This window comes from Paractinoplanes durhamensis (assembly GCF_016862175.1).
Lineage (GTDB): Bacteria > Actinomycetota > Actinomycetes > Mycobacteriales > Micromonosporaceae > Actinoplanes > Actinoplanes durhamensis.
In genome coordinates this window covers 23003-40065 of the sequence record NZ_BOML01000036.1, presented here as the reverse complement: position 1 = coordinate 40065, position 17063 = coordinate 23003, and the positions used below count along the sequence as shown (strand labels likewise).

14 protein-coding genes are annotated in these 17063 nt (G+C 70.6%); 11 read left to right on the top strand and 3 right to left on the bottom strand.

What is annotated here, in order from left to right; all coding sequences use genetic code 11:
• Positions 1–25: 25 nt before the first annotated feature.
• Together Adu01nite_RS22265 and Adu01nite_RS22260 are read right to left on the bottom strand one after the other, a co-directional pair.
• Positions 26–1483, bottom strand: coding sequence for a GGDEF domain-containing protein (locus Adu01nite_RS22265; RefSeq protein ID WP_203728868.1), 1458 nt, complete (start codon positions 1481–1483; stop codon positions 26–28).
• 12 nt (positions 1484–1495) lie between these two features.
• Complete coding sequence (locus Adu01nite_RS22260; RefSeq protein WP_203728867.1) at positions 1496–1696, bottom strand: hypothetical protein; 201 nt, start codon at positions 1694–1696, stop codon at positions 1496–1498.
• Between the two features lie 103 nt (positions 1697–1799).
• Between Adu01nite_RS22260 and Adu01nite_RS22255 the strand changes: the two genes are divergently transcribed.
• The 3 genes from Adu01nite_RS22255 (at position 1800) to Adu01nite_RS22245 (ending at position 7176) form a co-directional block, all read left to right on the top strand.
• Entirely contained in the window at positions 1800–3401 is a 1602-nt protein-coding gene (locus Adu01nite_RS22255) for a methyl-accepting chemotaxis protein (RefSeq protein WP_203728866.1), read from the top strand.
• A 111-nt stretch (positions 3402–3512) separates the two neighbouring features.
• On the top strand, positions 3513–5540 hold the full coding sequence (locus Adu01nite_RS22250) for an endo-1,4-beta-xylanase (protein WP_203728865.1): 2028 nt from the start codon (positions 3513–3515) through the stop codon (positions 5538–5540).
• An 88-nt stretch (positions 5541–5628) separates the two neighbouring features.
• Positions 5629–7176: a M20/M25/M40 family metallo-hydrolase gene (locus tag Adu01nite_RS22245; RefSeq protein ID WP_239132617.1), complete on the top strand. Its 1548-nt coding sequence runs from the start codon at positions 5629–5631 to the stop codon at positions 7174–7176.
• Here the strand turns inward: Adu01nite_RS22245 and Adu01nite_RS22240 are convergent.
• A complete protein-coding gene (locus Adu01nite_RS22240; protein WP_203728863.1) occupies positions 7166–8731 on the bottom strand; it encodes a methyl-accepting chemotaxis protein in 1566 nt (521 codons plus the stop codon). The genes Adu01nite_RS22245 and Adu01nite_RS22240 overlap by 11 nt on opposite strands.
• A 98-nt stretch (positions 8732–8829) precedes the next feature.
• Here Adu01nite_RS22240 and Adu01nite_RS22235 point away from each other — a divergent pair, with 98 nt between their 5' ends.
• From Adu01nite_RS22235 to manD, 8 genes are all read left to right on the top strand, one after another.
• Positions 8830–9891 carry an NAD(P)/FAD-dependent oxidoreductase gene (locus Adu01nite_RS22235; protein WP_203728862.1) on the top strand — a complete coding sequence of 354 codons (1062 nt, stop codon included), beginning with the start codon at positions 8830–8832 and terminating at the stop codon, positions 9889–9891.
• Between the two features lie 305 nt (positions 9892–10196).
• On the top strand, positions 10197–10643 hold the full coding sequence (locus Adu01nite_RS22230) for a DUF6918 family protein (protein WP_203728861.1): 447 nt from the start codon (positions 10197–10199) through the stop codon (positions 10641–10643).
• A 182-nt stretch (positions 10644–10825) separates the two neighbouring features.
• Positions 10826–11818, top strand: coding sequence for a LacI family DNA-binding transcriptional regulator (locus Adu01nite_RS22225; RefSeq protein WP_203728860.1), 993 nt, complete (start codon positions 10826–10828; stop codon positions 11816–11818).
• Between the two features lies 1 nt (position 11819).
• The gene (locus Adu01nite_RS22220) at positions 11820–13016 is read left to right on the top strand and encodes an extracellular solute-binding protein (protein WP_203728859.1); all 1197 of its coding nucleotides are present in this window, start codon (positions 11820–11822) and stop codon (positions 13014–13016) included.
• A complete protein-coding gene (locus tag Adu01nite_RS22215) occupies positions 13013–14050 on the top strand; it encodes an ABC transporter ATP-binding protein (RefSeq protein WP_203728858.1) in 1038 nt (345 codons plus the stop codon). The genes Adu01nite_RS22220 and Adu01nite_RS22215 overlap by 4 nt, the downstream gene beginning before the upstream one ends.
• Positions 14047–14946, top strand: a complete 900-nt coding sequence (locus tag Adu01nite_RS22210) for an ABC transporter permease (protein WP_203728857.1) — start codon at positions 14047–14049, stop codon at positions 14944–14946. The genes Adu01nite_RS22215 and Adu01nite_RS22210 overlap by 4 nt, the downstream gene beginning before the upstream one ends.
• On the top strand, positions 14943–15776 hold the full coding sequence (locus tag Adu01nite_RS22205; protein WP_203728856.1) for an ABC transporter permease: 834 nt from the start codon (positions 14943–14945) through the stop codon (positions 15774–15776). The genes Adu01nite_RS22210 and Adu01nite_RS22205 overlap by 4 nt, the downstream gene beginning before the upstream one ends.
• Complete coding sequence (manD, locus tag Adu01nite_RS22200; RefSeq protein WP_203728855.1) at positions 15773–16978, top strand: D-mannonate dehydratase ManD; 1206 nt, start codon at positions 15773–15775, stop codon at positions 16976–16978. Before Adu01nite_RS22205 ends, manD begins: the two co-directional genes overlap by 4 nt.
• The last annotated feature ends 85 nt before the right edge of the window (positions 16979–17063 follow it).

The window sequence follows — 17063 nt, the reverse complement described above, 5'->3', positions numbered from 1 at the left end:
ACGCCCCTCGAAAAGTTAGGACAGCCTAACGGAGGGCGGGGGCACGCTCTCTCCGGTGGGCGGCCTTCTCGGCGTACATCGCCGCGTCGGCCCGGCCGATCAGGGTGTCCCGGTCGAGGTTCGCGCCGCGGATCGCGGTCGCCGCGCCCGCCGAGACCCCCACCCGCACGCTCGCCCCGCCCACCTCGACCGGCCGGCCGATCAGGTTGGACACCCGGGTCGAGAGGTCGGGCTTGGCCGGGCCGCGAAGCAGCACCACGAACTCGTCGCCGCCGATCCGGCCGACCACCGCGCCGGGGCAGGCCGAGCCGGTCAGCCGCTCGGCGACCGCCCGCAGCACGATGTCGCCGGCCTGGTGGCCGAACCGGTCGTTGATCGGCTTGAACCCGTCCAGGTCGAGCAGGACCACGGTCACCTCGTCGATGGCGGAGCGGTCGAGCTCGGCCAGGGCCAGGTCGATCTCGGCGACCATGTGCCGGCGGTTGGCCAGGCCGGTCAGCTCGTCGTGCAGGGCGTGGTGGGCCAGGGTCCGCTCGGCCCGGCTGCGCAGCAGCGACATCTGCCGCAGCCGCAGCAGCACCAGCGGCACCGCCAGCATCGAGCAGACCGGCAGCACCACGCTCGCCGCGTCGTCGCCGCGCACCCCCTGGATCATCGCGATCAGCGGGTTGGCGCACAGCGCGATGCCGAGGCCGAGCAGCGGCGGCCGGCCGCTCGGCACCTCGGCCGGCCCGTCCGGGTCGGTGACCAGCGGCGCGGCCGGGTGCACCGCCGATGCCGCGATGGTCAGGTAGGCCAGCATCAGCACGATCACGGTCCAGGTGGAGGAGCCGTGCTGGGCGGTGAGCGTCGAGGCGACGTGCGCGCCGAGGGTGGCCGCGCAGCACAGCAGCAGGTAGGCGATCGGCGCGCGGGCGGCGCGGGCCCGCCGGCCGATCCGGGCCAGGCAGGCGAGCACGGCGGCCAGCACCGCGATGTCGGTGAGGGCCAGCATCTCGCCGAGCGGGGTGGCGGAATCGGTCAGCCGGGGCGCGATCAGCCACGCCCAGGCCGGGCCGGCCACGCACACCCCGAAGAGCGCGGCGTCGAGCAGGCCGGCCAGGTCACCGACGCCGCGTTTACGCAGCCCGGTGGCCGCGCCGGCGAGGAAGATCAGATGGGCGGTGGCGATGCCGAAGTCGGCGATCCGGCCCTCGGCCCGGCCGAAGTGGTGACCGGTGACCCAGTCCGACCAGAAGGCCATGCAGCCGGCCAGCATCACCATGCCGGCCGCCGAGGTGACCCAGGTGCGCAGATCGGTGAGGAAGCCGCTGATCAGGGCCCACCCGAAGGTGACCACGGGGACCAGGGTGACCAGCGAGAAGATCAGCACCCGCAGGTGCGGACCGGCGTAGAGATACGCCGTCCCGGCCGTCGCCGTGGCGACGACCACCCCGGCGTGCACCGGCCACGCCGGCGCGGTCGCCCGCGGCCACCTCGACATGCAATCCCCCCGTCACGTTCTCTGCCGTTCATCGGCGGGGACGGGCCGACCCTGAGAGCTCTGCCGCGCCGCGGCGGCGCCGGCCGCGATGACGAGGTTGTCCCAGCAGAGGGCGGCGGCCACCACGGCCAGGGCGAAGAGGCGGGCGCGGAGCGCGATCACGCCGGCGGCCAGCAGGCCGGCCGTCAGCGCCCAATACACGAAGGGAATCACCTGATCGTTCCACTCTCGCAAACGGCGTTTCCCTCAGAGTCAACCGTGCTCAGTCTTCGCGCGCAATGGTCGATAGGTCAGAAGGATGGGCAAAACGTGACTGTTGGGGGCTTCGGTGGGCAACTGGTCGGTTCGATGGAAGATCAGCAGCCTGATCCTGGTGGGCATCCTGCTGGCCGCGGCGCTCGGCGTCACCGCGCTGGTCAGCATCGGCAAGCTGACCGCCAGCGCCGCCGAGCAGGACAACTTCCGGCAGGTCAGCCTCCTGCTCGAGAAGCTGGACACGAACGCGGCCAACGTCGACAGCTTCGTCAACGCCAACCTCGCGTTCCCCAGCCAGACCCAGGTCTTCATCGACGGGTCCGCCGGGTTCATCACGGCCGGTGACAAGGTGCTGGCCGAGCTGCAGAAGAAGTCGCTCAGCAAGGGCGACGCGGCGACCGTCGACACGCTGGACGAGTCGTGGAACTCGTTCACCGACTCGGCCGAGTCCATGCAGCAGCAGCTGCTCAAGACCGTCCCGGCGGCCACCGTCTACAAGATCGGCAGTGACCTCTACACGGCGTACGCCGCCTTCTCGGCCTCGCTCACCAAGGCCAGCAACACCATCGACGCCGAGGCCGCGGCGGCCGCGAAATACCGCACCGGGCTGATCAAGCGGGTGAAGTGGATCTGCGCCGGCGTGCTGGCGGCCGGCGTCCTGGCCCTCGCCGTGTTCGGCTACGCGGTCGGCCGCAACATCATCCGGCCGCTGAACGTCGCCGTCGACGCGCTGAACCGGGTCGCCCGGCGCGACTACACCGTCGACGTGCCGGTGCACGGCCGGGACGAGATCGCCCAGATGTCCGGGGCGCTCAACAACGCGGTCGGCGACATCCGCTCGGCCATCCACACCATCGCCGACGGCGCCCGCTCGCTGACCTCGGCATCCGAGCGGCTCACCGTGATCAGCCAGGACGTCGACTCCTCCTCGGAGCAGACCTCGGGGCAGGCCGGCACGGTCTCCGACTCCAGCATCCTGGTCAGCGAGCGGGTCCGGGAGGCCGCGCAGGGCGCCGAGCAGATGACCGCCGCGATCCGCGAGATCTCCGGCAACACCACCACGGTCGCCCAGATCGCGCAGACCGCGGTCACCACCGCCCAGGAGACCACCGACGCGATGTCGAAGCTGTCCACCTCGACCGACGAGATCGGCAACGTGATCAAGCTGATCACCGCGATCGCCGAGCAGACCAACCTGCTCGCGCTGAACGCGACCATCGAGGCGGCCCGGGCCGGCGAGCTCGGCAAGGGCTTCGCGGTGGTGGCCAGCGAGGTCAAGGACCTGGCCCAGAACACCACCCGGGCCACCGAGGACATCGGCAACCGGATCCTGGCCATCCAGGGCGACACCACCAACGCGATCGCGGCGATCGGCCGGATCGCCGACGTGATCAACGAGATCAACCAGTACCAGTCGAGCATCGCCGGCGCGGTCGAGGAACAGACCGCGACCACCAACGAGCTGAGCCGGCTCTTCGACGACGCCGCGCACGGCGCCGACGCGATCAACGAGTCGATCGGGCGGGTGGCGGCCACCGCGGCGCAGACCGCGGGCGGCGCGAACTCGACCCGCCAGGCAGCGGCCGAGCTGACCGGCCTGGCCGCCAGCCTCAACGACGTGGTGTCCCGCTTCAAGATCGACGCGGTCGGCGCTCGGAGGTAGCGCCGCGGGTGACGGGGGCCGGAATTCATCGGCATTGTCTTGGGAGCGCTCCCATGTAACGATGACCGTCACTCCGTCCTCTGCGTACACCCACCCAGAAGGAGCCCGCACATGCGCGCTCTCGCGCGGCTTTCCGTCGCCACCACCCTGATCGCGGTCTCCGCCGCCGCGATCGCCGTCGCGACCCATGCGGACGCGGCCGACGCCCCCGCCCCCATCACCGTCATCAGCAAGGACTTCGAGGACAACACGGTCAGCGGTTTCACCGGCCGCAACGCCGAGGTCCTCGCCGCCAGCACCGCGCAGGCGCACGGCGGCACGCACAGTCTCAGCGTCACCGGCCGCACCGCCACCTGGAACGGCCCGGCGCTGAACGTGCTGTCCACCTTCGTCAAGGGCACCTCCTACACCATCTCGGTGTGGGTGCGGATGGCCGACACCTCGGACAGCGCCCGGCTCAGCATCGAGCGGCAGACCGGCGGCGTCGCCTCCTACGAGACCGTGGTCGGCAACACCGCCGTGACCAGCGGCGGCTGGGTCAATCTGAGCGGGCGCTACACGCTGTCCACCGACGTCGACGTCCTGAAGTTCTACGTCGAGACCGCGTCCACCACCGGGTCGCTGTTCATCGACGACGTCGCGGTCAGCTACGTCCCGGCCGTGCCGATCCAGACCGACATCCCCAACGTGAAGAGCGTCGTCACCGAGTTCCCGGTCGGCGCCGCGATCACCGGCGCCGAGATCCTGGGCGAGCACGGGCAGCTGCTGAGCAAGCACTTCAACTCGGTGACCCCCGGCAACGCGCTCAAGTGGGACGCCACCGAACCCACCGAGAACACGTTCAACTACACCCAGGCCGACCCCCTTATTGCGTACGCCACGGCAAACGGTCTCGCCATCCGGGGTCACACGCTGGTGTGGCACAACCAGACACCGTCCTGGGTGTTCCTGCGGGCCGACGGCACCGCGATGACCGGCACCGCCGACGACAAGACGCTGCTGCTCGCCCGCCTGACCAACCACATCCGCAACGTGGCCGGGCACTACGGCACCTCGATCGGCACCTGGGACGTGGTCAACGAGGTGATCGACGAGTCCCAGTCGGACGGCATGCGCCGCAGCTCCTGGTTCACCATCACCGGGCTCGACTACATCCGGACCGCGTTCAAGGTCGCCCGGGAGGTGCTGCCCAGCGCGAAGCTGTGCATCAACGACTACAACACCAACGTGGCCGCCAAGCGCGACGCCCTCTACAACCTGGTCTCCACGCTCAAGGGCGAGGGCATCCCGATCGACTGCGTCGGGCACCAGATGCACATCAACGTGAGCTGGCCGACCACCGCCGACACCGAGGCGATGATCCAGAAGTTCGTCCCGCTCGGCGTCACCCAGCAGATCACCGAGATGGACGTGAGCATCTACACGTCGAGCTCGGAGACCTTCCCGACGCCGCCGGCCGACCGGCTGCTCTCCCAGGCGTACAAGTACCGCGACATGTTCGCCCTGTTCCGCAAGTACGCGTCGGCGATCTCGTCGGTGACACTGTGGGGCCTGGCCGACGACAACACCTGGCTGGACACCTACCCGGTGAGCCGCAAGGACGCGCCGCTGCTGTTCGACACGACGCTGCAGGCCAAGTCGGCGTACTGGGGTGTGGTCGACCCCACCAAGATCGGCACGACGACCACCACGGCTCCGACGACGGCGCCGACCACGGTCCCGACCACGGCCACCACCACGTCGCCCACGGTCGCGCCGACCAGCTCCGGCACCGGCAATCCGACCGACTACCCCAGCCCGAGCCAGTCGTCCGGCGCCAATTCCTGTGCGGTCACCTACAAGGTCACCGGTAGCTGGCAGGGCGGCTTCCAGGGCGACGTGAAGATCACCAACACCGGCACCGCGGCGTACTCCTCCTGGCGGGTGAACTGGCAGTTCGCCGCCGGTCAGACGATTACCCAGTTGTGGAACGGCTCGGTCACCCAGAATGGAAACGCGGTGGCGGTCTTCAACGCGGCATGGAACGGCGTGGTGCCGGCCGGCGGCTCGGCGTCCTTCGGCTTCCTCGGCTCATGGACCGGCAGCAACCCGGCGCCGACCGGCTTCTCGGTGAACGGGAACGTCTGCACCGTCGCGTAGTTCGACCAACATCGATATGGTGCGTGAACGGTCCTCCGCCACAGCGGGGGACCGTTCCCTCGTCTGGTTCATCGATGCAGGAGGACTCGTGCGTTTCGTTCGCAAGGCCGCGATACCCGCGGCGGCACTGTTGCTCACCGGCCTCGCGGCCACCCCCGCGAACGCCGTCGACAAGGTCAACAGCAAGAAGCTCCGGGACGCCGTGACGGTCAACGGCATCCTCGGCCACGAGCGGGTCCTGCAGCGCATCGCCAATCAGAACGGCGGCACCCGGGCGTCCGGCACCGCCGGGCACGTCGCCTCCGCCACCTACGTGAAGGACACCCTGCGCGCCGCCGGCTACCGGGTCAGCGAGCAGGAGTTCACCTTCCCGTTCTTCCGCGACCTGGCCCCGGCCACCCTCACCGCGGGGTCGGCGAGCTACCCGACGGACACCTTCACCTACTCCGGCAGCGGCACCGTGACCGGCACGCTGGTGCCGACCACCGACGTCCAGGTGCCGCCGCCGGCCACCCCCGGCGTCACCTCCGGCTGCGAGGCCGCCGACTTCCCGGCGGCCGGCGACGCCCCCGCGGTCGCCCTGATCCAGCGCGGCACCTGCACGTTCGCGGTCAAGGCGCACAACGCCGTCGCGGCCGGGTACGACGCGGTGATCATCTTCAACGAGGGCCAGACCGGCCGGACCGCGCTGGTCACCGGCGACCTCGGCGAGGTCTTCGACATCCCGATCGTCGGGCTCGGCTACGCCGACGGCGCCGCCCTGGTGACCGCGGCCCAGGCCGGGCCGGTCACCGTGAAGGTCAGCACCTCGACCGAGACCGACCTCGACGCCACCACCACCAACGTGCTGGCCGAGACGCCCGGCGGCGACCCGGACAGGGTCCTCGTGGTCGGCGCGCACCTCGACTCGGTCGTGGACGGGCCGGGCATCAACGACAACGGCAGCGGGGTGTCCACCATCCTGGAGGTCGCCAAGCAGCTCTCGGCGCTGAAGGTCAAGCCGCGGCAGAAGATCCGGTTCGCGTTCTGGGGCGCCGAGGAGGGCGGCCTGCTCGGCTCGGAGCACTACGTCGACACGCTGCCGGACGCCGACCTCGCCAAGATCTTCGCGAACCTGAACTTCGACATGGTCGGCTCGCCCAACTACGTGCGCTTCGCCTACGACGGCGACGGCTCGGCCTACCCGGGCACGTCCGGGCCGCCCGGCTCCGGCGAGATCGAGACGATCTTCCACGACTACTTCACGTCGCAGGGCCTGGCCAGCGGCGAGAAGGAGTTCAACGGCCGCTCCGACTACGGCCCGTTCATCGCGGTCGGCATCCCGGCCGGCGGCGTGTCCAGCGGCTCGGACGGTGTGAAGACCGAGGCCGAGGCCGCGACCTACGGCGGGACGGCCGGGGTGATCTACGACCCCTGCTACCACAAGGCCTGCGACACGATCGGCAACGTGAGCACCAAGGCCCTGGCCGAGCTGGGCGACGGTGCCGCGCACGGCATCTACACCCTGGCGATGACCAGGACCGGCCTGTTCCCGGACGGCTCACTGCGCGCCGCCCGGGCCGCCGTGGCGAAGGCGCCGGCTAGCGAAAGCCCGTCCAACCGCCCCGCCACCGCCCTTGACCGGATTAAAAGCTGAACCTTCCGACCAGCTTCTGCAGATCGCCGGCCAGCGTCGCCAGGTCCGCCGCGGCCCGCTGGCCGGCGATCACGCTCTGATTGCTGTCCGCGGCCGCGCCGGACACGTGCGCCACGTTGCCGGCGATCTGCGCGGCGCCGGTCGCGGCGGTGGCCACGTTCCGGTTCATCTCGGCGGTCGTCGCGGTCTGCTCCTCGACCGCCGAGGCGATCGTGGTCTGCAGGTGGTTGATCTGCTCGATCACGTCGCTGATCCGGGTGATCGCCTCGACCGCGTTCCGGCTGTCGGCCTGGATGGCCTGCACCCGGGCCGCGATGTCGCCGGTCGCCTTGGCCGTCTCCTGAGCCAGGTCCTTCACCTCGCCGGCCACCACCGCGAAGCCCTTGCCCATGTCGCCGGCCCGGGCCGCCTCGATCGTCGCGTTCAGCGCGAGCAGGTTGGTCTGCTCGGCGATCGCGGTGATCACCTTGACCACCTCGCCGATCTCCTGCGAGCTGGCGCCGAGCTTGCTCACCGTGTCGGCGGTGGCCGCCACCACCGCCACCGCCTGCGTGGTGACCTGGGCGCCCGCGGAGGTGCTGCGGGAGATCTCCTGGATCGACAGGGCCATCTCGTCGGCGCCGGCCGCCACCGTCTGCAGGTTGCGGGACACCTCCTCGGCCGAGCCGTTGGCCGCGCTCGCGCCGTCCGAGACCACCGCCGCGCTCGCCGCCACCCCGGTGGTCACCTTCGACAGGTCGGCCGAGCTGAGCGCGAGCGTCGCGGCGCCCTCGGCCAGCGCGGTGACCGTCTCCCGGACCGAGGTGGTCGCCCGGTCGACCGAGCGGGCCATCTGGCCCAGCTCGTCGCGGCCGGTCACGTCGATCCGGCCGGTCAGGTCGCCGGTGGCGACCGCCTCCATCGCCTCGGCCACCCGCCGCAGCCGCCCGGTGATCGACCGGGCCACCAGCAGCGCGACCCCGACCCCGAGCAGCAGCGCGACGCCGAGCGTCAGGAGCACCTCGAGACGGGCCGCGGTGAAGCGCTCGCGGGCGGCCTTGACCGCCCGGTCGGCGCTCGCTTCCTCCTCGTCGGCGAGCTGCCCGACGGTGGACTCCATGCCGGCCAGCACGGCGGTCAGGTCGGCGGTCGGGGTGCGACCGGCCTTCGCGTCGTCGAGCGCCGCGGTGAACTGCTCCCAGTAGTCGATGAAGGCGGCGAAGGTGGTCTCGGCCGTGTCGCTCTTGGGCTGGGAACGGTAGATCTCGAGCGCGTCGCCGAGGTCGGCCACCGCGGCGGCCTGCACCTTGGCGGCGGCCGCCCGGGCCGCGGCGCTCGACGCGTTCTGCGTGGCGGTGGCCGCCCAGCGGCTCATCTGCGACTGGGCGCCGCGCATGTCGCCGAGCAGGTTGAGGTTGGTGACGTTGGTCTCGCGGATCTCCACGAGCCGCTCGTCCATCTCGCCCATCCGCTGCACGGCCAGGACCGTGGCCACCGCGACGACGACCGACGCGAGCAGCACCGCCGTGAGGATCTTGCTACGTACCCGGAGGTTGGTGAACCACCGTGACACCACGAGGCCGCTCCCGAAGCGTGGAGAAAAAGCTCTGACCATCAGTTCATCGGAAGAACGGCGGGAGTGGCTGAGAATCCGGAACGCCGCAGAATATGGCCATGGTGATCGAAGCGGATGTCGCGGTGATCGGGGCCGGCATGGCCGGGGTGTCGGTGGCCTACGAGCTGGCCGGCGAGCACACGGTGGTGCTGCTCGAGCAGGAGAGCCAGCCCGCCTACCACACCACCGGCCGGTCGGCCGCGATGTTCCTGGAGAGCTACGGCGGGCCGGAGGTGCGGGCGCTGACCGCGGCCAGCCGGCCCCTCTTCGACTCGGCCGGCTCCCTGCTCAGCCCGCGGCCGCTGCTCTGGGTGGCGCCCGAGGAGCAGATGGACCGGCTCGCCACGCTGGCCGCGGCCCAGCCGGAGCTGCGCCGGCTCGACCCGGCCGAGGCGGCCGCGCACTGCTCGGCGCTGCGCACCGACTGGGTGGCCGGGGCGCTGCTGGAGGAGAACGCGTCCGAGATCGACGTGCTCGGGCTGCACCAGTTCTACCTGGGCGGCGCCCGGCGGCGCGGCACCACCGTGCTGGTCGGCGCGGCCGTCCGGGCCGGCCGGCACGACGGCTCCCGGTGGCTGCTCGACACCGCGGCCGGGCCGGTCGCCGCGGCCGCCGTGGTGAACGCGGCCGGGGCCTGGGCCGACGTGGTCGCGGTCGCGCTCGGCGTGCCCCCGCTCGGGATGACGCCGCTGCGCCGCACCGCCGCGGTGGCCCGGACCGGCCGCGTCGATCGCGCCTGGCCGCTGGTCGCCGACGTGGGGGAGACGTTCTACTTCCGGCCGGAAGGGGCCGGCGTGCTGGTGTCGCCGGCCGACGAGACGCCGAGCGAGCCGTGCGACGCCCGCCCCGACGACCTGGACGTGGCCCTCGCCGTCGAGCGGGTGAACGAGGCGACCGACCTCGGGCTGCGCTCGGTGCGTACCGCATGGGCCGGGCTGCGCACGTTCGCGCCCGACCGCAAGCCGGTGACCGGGCCCGACCCGGCCGCGCCCGGCCTGTGGTGGCTGGCCGGGCAGGGCGGCTACGGCATCCAGATCGGCCCGGCCCTGGGCCGGATGGCGGCGGCCGCGGTCACCGGCGGCGCGGTGCCCGAGGCGCTGTCGGTAGCGCGGTTCCGGTGAACGCAGCTCCGGTCGACGCGGCGGGCCGCGGTGGCCGGCGCGCTGCCCGCGACCGTGCGCTGGGTGGCACCCCTGCTACCGGTTGTGTTCCTCGGCTCCGCCGTTCTGCTGGGCGGGCCGCGCGGGCGTAGCCGAGAAACGGATGTCCGGTCGCACTCTTCCGCCGACACGGGCCATCAGACCGGACGGACGGCCACCGAGGACCGGCACCCCAGCTGAAGATCATGAGGGGAAAGCGGACTACTGTCCCAGCCGAGCTAAAACCCGGCGACGCTCAAGAACGGCACTAAGGAGCCCTCACCCCTATGTACTCCAACCTCTCCGATCTTCTTACCGTTGACGGCAACCTCGACAAGATCGTGGCCGACGCCCAGGCCCTCGTCGAGCAGGAGCTGGCCAACAAGTCCGGCGTCTCCGCCGCCGCCGTGAAGCTGGCCTACAAGGCGGTCACCTCCTTCGCGCCCGGCTACTACGCCACGACCGTCGGCCTGATGATCCCGGACATGCTGTACCAGCTGAACCCGTTCTGGACCGACTTCCAGGCGGCCGGCGGCGGCAGCTTCGGCGACTACCTGGCCAAGCGCAGCGACGAGGTCGGCCCGGCCCTGCTCAAGGTCACCGACAGCATGGCCGCGGCGTCCGACAAGGCCGTCGTCACCAAGGCCTACGGCGCGGTGCGCGGCAGCGCCCAGAAGCACATGGAGGCGTCCCTGCCGGCGCTCGGCGTGCTGGTGGAGAAGTACGCCGCCTGATCGCGGCCCGGAATCAAGGCCATGCCCCCTGGGGGCATGGCCTTTTTCTATGCCCAGCGAAGATCGCCAACGTTTTCATAGATTCGGAAATGATCTTAAAGAGACTGCCGTCTATGTCTTGACATGAGTCCGAAATGGATTTCAAACTTGCCGTTAACCCGACTCCCGGAATGAGGTCGGCAATGGCGGTGACGATCAAGGACGTGGCCCGCGTGGCCGGCGTCTCGGCGTCCACCGTCACCCGCGCGCTCACCATGCCGGAGCTGGTTCATCCGGAGACCCGCGAGCGCGTGAAGCGCGTCGCGGCCGACCTCGGCTATCACCCCAACCGCGCCGCCCGGGGCCTGATCACCGGCCGCACCGGCAACATCGGCCTGCTCGTGCCCGACCTGGCCAACCCGTTCTTCCCCAGCGTGGTCAAGGGCGTGCAGGCCCGCGCGCACGAGGCCGACTACGCGGTCTTCCTGGCCGACACCGACGAGGACGCGACCGCCGAGATCGGCCTGGTGCGCAAGCTCTCCAAGCAGGTCGACGGTCTGCTGCTGTGCTCACCGCGGATGTCCGACGACGAGCTGCGCACGATCGTCGGCGACACCCCGGTCGTGCTGGTCAACCGGAGGCTGGCCCGGGTGCCGTCGGTGACCCCGGAGCTGCTCGACGGCATGCGCCAGGCGATCAGCCACCTCACCGCGCTGGGTCACCGCCGGGTCGCCTACGTGGCCGGCCCGCGCAGCTCGTGGGCCAACCGCGAGCGGGTCCGGTCGCTGCGCACGGTCGCCGCCGCGGCCGGCGCCGAGCTGGTCGAGACCGGCAACGTGACGCCCCAGTTCGAGGGCGGCGTGGCCGCGGCCGACCAGGTGCTCGCGACCGGCGTGACCGCGGTGATCGCCTACAACGACCTGGTCGCGCTCGGCCTGCTCAACCGCTTCACGGCCCGCGGGGTCGCGGTGCCGGGCGAGGTGAGCGTGCTCGGCTTCGACGACATCCCGCTGTCCGCCATGGTCCATCCCGCCCTCACCACCGTCGACCTGCCCAAGGAGCAGTCCGGCCGTGCCGGTGTTGACCTGCTCCTGCAACTGCTGGCCGAGCCGGACCGCTCCCCGGCGGCCCGGCGCGAGCTACCCACCCAGCTGATCGTGCGCGCCTCCACCGGCATCGCTCCCCGAAGGGTGTGACATGTCCCGAAAAATCGCCCTAGCCGCCGTCGTCCTCCTCCTTGCCTCCTGCGGTGCGCCGGACAAGCCGGGCGGAGCAGGCAAAACCGATGGTCCCGTCCCCGACAAACCATCCAAGGCAGTAACCCTCAACATCCTCGACGTGGCCGGCGACCTTCAGCTCACCCAGGGCATGATCGACGAGTTCGTGGCCAAGAACGGCGACCAGATCGCCAAGGTGACCTACTCCAAGGCCACCGCCCCCGAGCTGGTCGGCAAGGTCAAGGCCCAGCAGAACGCCGGCCGGGTCGACATCGACCTGGTGCTGACCGGCGTGGACGGCCTGGCCGCCGGCATCGACCAGGGCCTGTGGACGCCGCTGCTCCCGGCCTACGCGAGCCGGCTGCCCGGGATGACCGCCTACCTGCCCGGCGCCGCCGCCATGCAGAAGCTGGCCGGCGACTTCGGGGTCACGGTCACCTACTACCCGTCCGGGCCGCTGATCGAATACCTTCCGGCCAAGGTGGCGACGCCGCCGAAGACCGCCGAGGAGCTGCTGGCCTACGCCAAGGCCAACCCGGGTGCGGTTCAGTACGCCCGGCCCGCCAACTCCGGCCCCGGCCGTACGTTCCTGATGGGTCTGCCCTATCTTCTCGGCGACTCGGACCCGAAGGACCCGGTGAACGGCTGGGCGAAGACCTGGGCCTATCTCGCCGAGCTCAACAAATACGTCACGCTCTACCCGTCGACCACCAGCGAGACGATGAAAAACCTGGCCAACGGCTCGGCGAAGGTGATCGCCAGCACCACCGGCTGGGACATCAACCCGCGGGTGCTCGGCACCGTGCCGAAGGAAGCGGCGGTCGGCACGCTGCAGGGCTTCCACTGGGTCACCGACGCGCACTACGCGGTGGTGCCGAAGGGCGTCGACGTCGAGAAGCAGGCCGCCGTGCTCAACCTGCTCAAGGACATGCTGACCCCGGCCCAGCAGGCCAAGGCGTACGACAAGGGCTACTTCTACCCGGGGCCGGCGGTCAAGGACGTGCCGCTCTCGATGGCGCCGCAGGAGAGCCAGCAGGCCATCGGCGAGTACGGCCGCCCGGAGTACGAGCAGCTCATCGCGAACAACCCGCTCGAGGTGCCGCTGGACGCGAAGGCCCTGGTCGCCGCGTTCGACAAGTGGGACCGCGAGATCGGCGGCGCGAAGGTGAAGAAGTGAGCTGGCTCCGCATCGACGGGGTCACCCGGCGCTTCGGCGGCAAAGCGGCCCTGGAACGGCTCGATCTGGACATCGAGCAGGGCGAGTTTATCGCCCTGCTCGGCCCCTCCGGCTGCGGCAAGTCGACCGCGCTCAACTGCCTGGCCGGCCTGCTCCCGCTGTCCGAGGGCAGCATCTGGCAGGACGACACGCGGCTCGACACGCTGCCGCCGGAGCGGCGCGGCTTCGGCATGGTGTTCCAGAGCTACGCGCTCTTCCCGCACCTGTCGGTCCGTAAGAACATCGCGTTCGGCCTGCAGATGCGGCGGCTGCCCCGGGCCGAGGTGCGCCGCCGCACCGACGAGGCGATCAAGCTGGTCCGCCTCGAGGAGCACGCGACGAAGCTGCCCGGCCAGCTCTCCGGCGGCCAGCAGCAACGGGTGGCGATCGCCCGCGCGGTCGTCCTCGAACCGTCGCTGGTGCTGATGGACGAGCCGCTGTCCAACCTGGACGCCAAGCTGCGCCTGGAGATGCGCACCGAGATCCGCCGCCTCCACCAGAGCCTGGGCCTGACCACCGTCTACGTCACGCACGACCAGGAGGAGGCGCTGTCCATGGCGGACCGCCTGGTGGTGCTGCGCGACGGCCGGGTCCAGCAGATCGGCACCCCGGAGGAGCTGCACACCCGTCCCGCCAACCGGCACGTGGCCGACTTCATGGGCTATCGCAATCTGCTGCCGCTGAAGGTCACCGCGGTGACCCCCGACGTGGTCACCGTCGAGGGATCCGGTCTGGCATTGAGGGGTACGGGGGTGGGCACGCTCGCCGCCGGCGATGAAGTGGTCGCCGCCGTCCGACCCGAGGACCTGGTTGTCGGGGAGGGCGGGGTGCCGGTCACCGTCGAGGTCGTCGAGTACCAGGGCCGGGAGCTGGCCGTCGAGGCCCGCACCGAGCAGGGGCTGCGGCTGCACCTGCGGGCCGTCGAGCGCCCGGCGCCGGGGGATCGGATCACGGTCGTCGCCGACCCGTCGCGGGTTCTGGTGTTCCCGGCATGACGGCGACGACACGAACGGCGCCGCGGACCGCCCTGCGGCATCGGCTCGCCGAGCGCGGCATCGACCGGCAACTCCTGCTCCTGGTGCCGGCGCTGCTGGCCGTGCTGATCCTGTTCATCTACCCCTTCGCGTACGGGATGGGGCTGTCCTTCCAGCCGGCCGAGGGTGGCGTGCTCGGCGCGTACCGAAATTTCTTCGGTGATGCCTATCAGCGCGACACCATCGGGACCACCCTGCAGCTCGCGTTGCCCGCGGCGTTCCTGAACGTCGCGGCGTCGGTGCCGATCGCCTACCGGATGCGGGGCCGTTTCCGCGGCAAGCGGCTGCTGACCACCCTGCTGGTCGTGCCGATCACGCTCGGCACCGTGCTCACCGCCGAGGGCCTGCTCAACTTCCTCGGGCCGACCGGATGGTTCAACCGCACGCTGCTGGAGGCCGGGCTGGTCGACGGGCCGCTGCGGCTCACCAACAACTACTGGGGAGTGTTCTTCTCCCTGGTCATCACCGGGTTCCCGTTCGCGTTCCTGCTGATCCTGTCGTATCTCTCCGGCATCGACCCGACCCTGGAACGCGCCGCCGCGACGCTCGGGGCGGGCTGGTGGCCGCGCTTCCACCGGATCACCCTGCCGCTGCTCGCCCCCGGACTGGCCACCACGTTCTGCCTGACCTTCGTGCTGGCGTTCAGCGTCTTCCCGTCCGCGGTGCTGGTCGGCGACCCGGCCGGCACCACCCGGGTCATCTCGATCGCCGCCTACCACGCCGCCTACGAGGCCTACGACTACTCGCTGGCCAGCGCGATCGCCGTGGTGATGGGCGTGGTCGAGCTGGCCGTGGTGGCGGCGGTGCTGGGCGTGCGGTCGTTGTTCTACACCGGCTCGACGGGAGGAAAGGGATGAGACGCCGCATCGTCGCCACGCCCGGGGCCTGGCTGGTCTGGGGTGCGGTCGGGTTCTTCTTCGTCCTGCTCGCCGGGGTGATCGGGTCGGTGCTGGTCAGCTCGTTCGGGCGGCGGTGGTTCGACACGTGGCTGCCGCAGAGCTGGACCACCCAGTGGTACGGCCAGGCCTGGCACGAGTTCACCCTGCTCGACGTGCTGATCGTGACGGTCGAGATCTCGGTGCTGGTGGTGGCGATCTCGGTGCTGGTCGGCGTGCCCGCCTCGTACGTCCTGGCTCGCAAGAATTTTCCCGGCCGGCGCCTGCTCTACCTGCTGTTCCTTCTCCCCATCCTGATGCCGCCGATCACCTACGGCATCCCGCTCGCCACCGTGCTCTACAAGTACGGCCTGGCCGGGCACATGGCCGGCGTCGTGCTCGCCAACCTGGTGCCGTCGATCCCGTTCGTCATCCTCACCATGACCCCGTTCATCGAGCAGGTCGACCCGGCGATCGAGCGGGCCGCCCGGATGTGCGGGGCCCGCACCGGCCAGGTCTTCGCCCGGATCCTCGCGCCGCTGCTGGTGCCGGGCATCCTGGCCGCGTCGATCCTGGTGCTGGTCCGCACGGTCGGGATGTTCGAGCTGACCTTCCTGACCGCCGGGCCGGACTCGCAGACCCTGGTGGTGGCGCTCTACTACACGATGTCGGCGGCCGGCATCCGGGCCCAGCAGTCGGTCGACGCGATGGCCGTCATCTACACCTCGATGATGCTGGTGCTGCTGGTGGTGGCGCTGCGCTTCGTCAACCCGACCCAGCTGGTCGCCCGCGTCAAAGAGGACGTCGAGTGAAGATCGTCGAAGCGCGGGTGATCGTCACCTGCCCCGGCCGCAACTTCGTCACCCTGAAGATCGTCTGCGACGACGGGACGACCGGGGTCGGCGACGCCACGCTCAACGGGCGGGAACTCGCGGTCGCCGCCTACCTGCGGGAGCACGTCGTGCCGGCGCTGATCGGGCGGGATCCGGCCCGGATCGAGGACACCTGGCAATACCTGTACAAGGGCTCCTACTGGCGGCGGGGGCCGGTCACGATGACCGCCATCGCGGCGGTCGACACCGCCCTCTGGGACATCAAGGGCAAGGTGGCCGGGCTTCCCGTCTACCAACTTCTGGGTGGGCGGTCCAGGTCCGGCGTGCTGGTGTACGGGCATGCCAGCGGCCCTGACGTCGAGTCGGTGCTGTCATCCGTCGCTTCCTACGTGTCGCGCGGCTACCGCGCCGTACGTGTGCAAGCAGTTGTTCCGGGAATTTCCGATATTTACGGTGTGTCGGCCGGGCCGCTCTACGAGCCGGCGACCGCGGGGGTGGCCGATGAGGCGGTCTGGTCCACGCCGCACTATCTCGCGCACATCCCGGCGGTCTTCGCCGCGGTGCGGGCGGAGTTCGGTCCGACTCTGCAACTGCTGCACGACGTGCACCACCGGCTGACCCCGCTCGAGGCCGGCCGACTCGGCAAGGCGCTGGAGCCCTACGCCCTGACCTGGATGGAAGACCCGACTCCCGCCGAGCTGCAGGATGCATTTCGCGTGATCCGGCAGCACACGACCACGCCGCTGGCGGTGGGGGAGGTCTTCAACACCATCTGGGACTGCACCCAGCTGATCCAGGAACGGCTGATCGACTACATCCGCACCACCGTCGTGCACGCCGGCGGGATCACCCACCTGCGCCGGATCTTCGACCTGGCCGCGCTCTACCAGGTGCGATCCGGCTCGCACGGCGCCACCGACCTGTCTCCGGTCTGCCTGTCCGCCGCCCTGCACCTCGATCTGGCCATCCCGAACTTCGGCCTGCAGGAATACATGCCGCACACGGCGGAGACCGACGCGGTCTTCCCGCACGGCTACCGCTTCGCCGACGGGATGCTGCACCCGGCCGAGGAGCCCGGCCTGGGCGTCGACATCGACGAGGAGTTGGCCGCCGCCTACCCCTACCGCCCGGCCGCGCTGCCGGTCAACCGTCTGACCGATGGGACCCTGCACGATTGGTGACCCACATGACTCCTGTCCTGCTCCTGCCGAAAGCCCCAACGTCGCCATGATCCTGCCGATCTTCGGTGCGTTGAAAAGCCGCGGG

What these genes read in the sequence shown, in the direction of transcription:
- Adu01nite_RS22265 (WP_203728868.1), bottom strand. Translation starts at nt 1,483, where the DNA reads ATGTCGAGGTGGCCGCGGGCGACCGCGCCGGCGTGGCCGGTGCACGCC.
- Adu01nite_RS22250 (WP_203728865.1), top strand. Translation starts at nt 3,513, where the DNA reads ATGCGCGCTCTCGCGCGGCTTTCCGTCGCCACCACCCTGATCGCGGTC.
- Adu01nite_RS22235 (WP_203728862.1), top strand. Translation starts at nt 8,830, where the DNA reads ATGGTGATCGAAGCGGATGTCGCGGTGATCGGGGCCGGCATGGCCGGG.
- Adu01nite_RS22230 (WP_203728861.1), top strand. Translation starts at nt 10,197, where the DNA reads ATGTACTCCAACCTCTCCGATCTTCTTACCGTTGACGGCAACCTCGAC.
- Adu01nite_RS22225 (WP_203728860.1), top strand. Translation starts at nt 10,826, where the DNA reads ATGGCGGTGACGATCAAGGACGTGGCCCGCGTGGCCGGCGTCTCGGCG.
- Adu01nite_RS22220 (WP_203728859.1), top strand. Translation starts at nt 11,820, where the DNA reads ATGTCCCGAAAAATCGCCCTAGCCGCCGTCGTCCTCCTCCTTGCCTCC.
- Adu01nite_RS22210 (WP_203728857.1), top strand. Translation starts at nt 14,047, where the DNA reads ATGACGGCGACGACACGAACGGCGCCGCGGACCGCCCTGCGGCATCGG.
- Adu01nite_RS22205 (WP_203728856.1), top strand. Translation starts at nt 14,943, where the DNA reads ATGAGACGCCGCATCGTCGCCACGCCCGGGGCCTGGCTGGTCTGGGGT.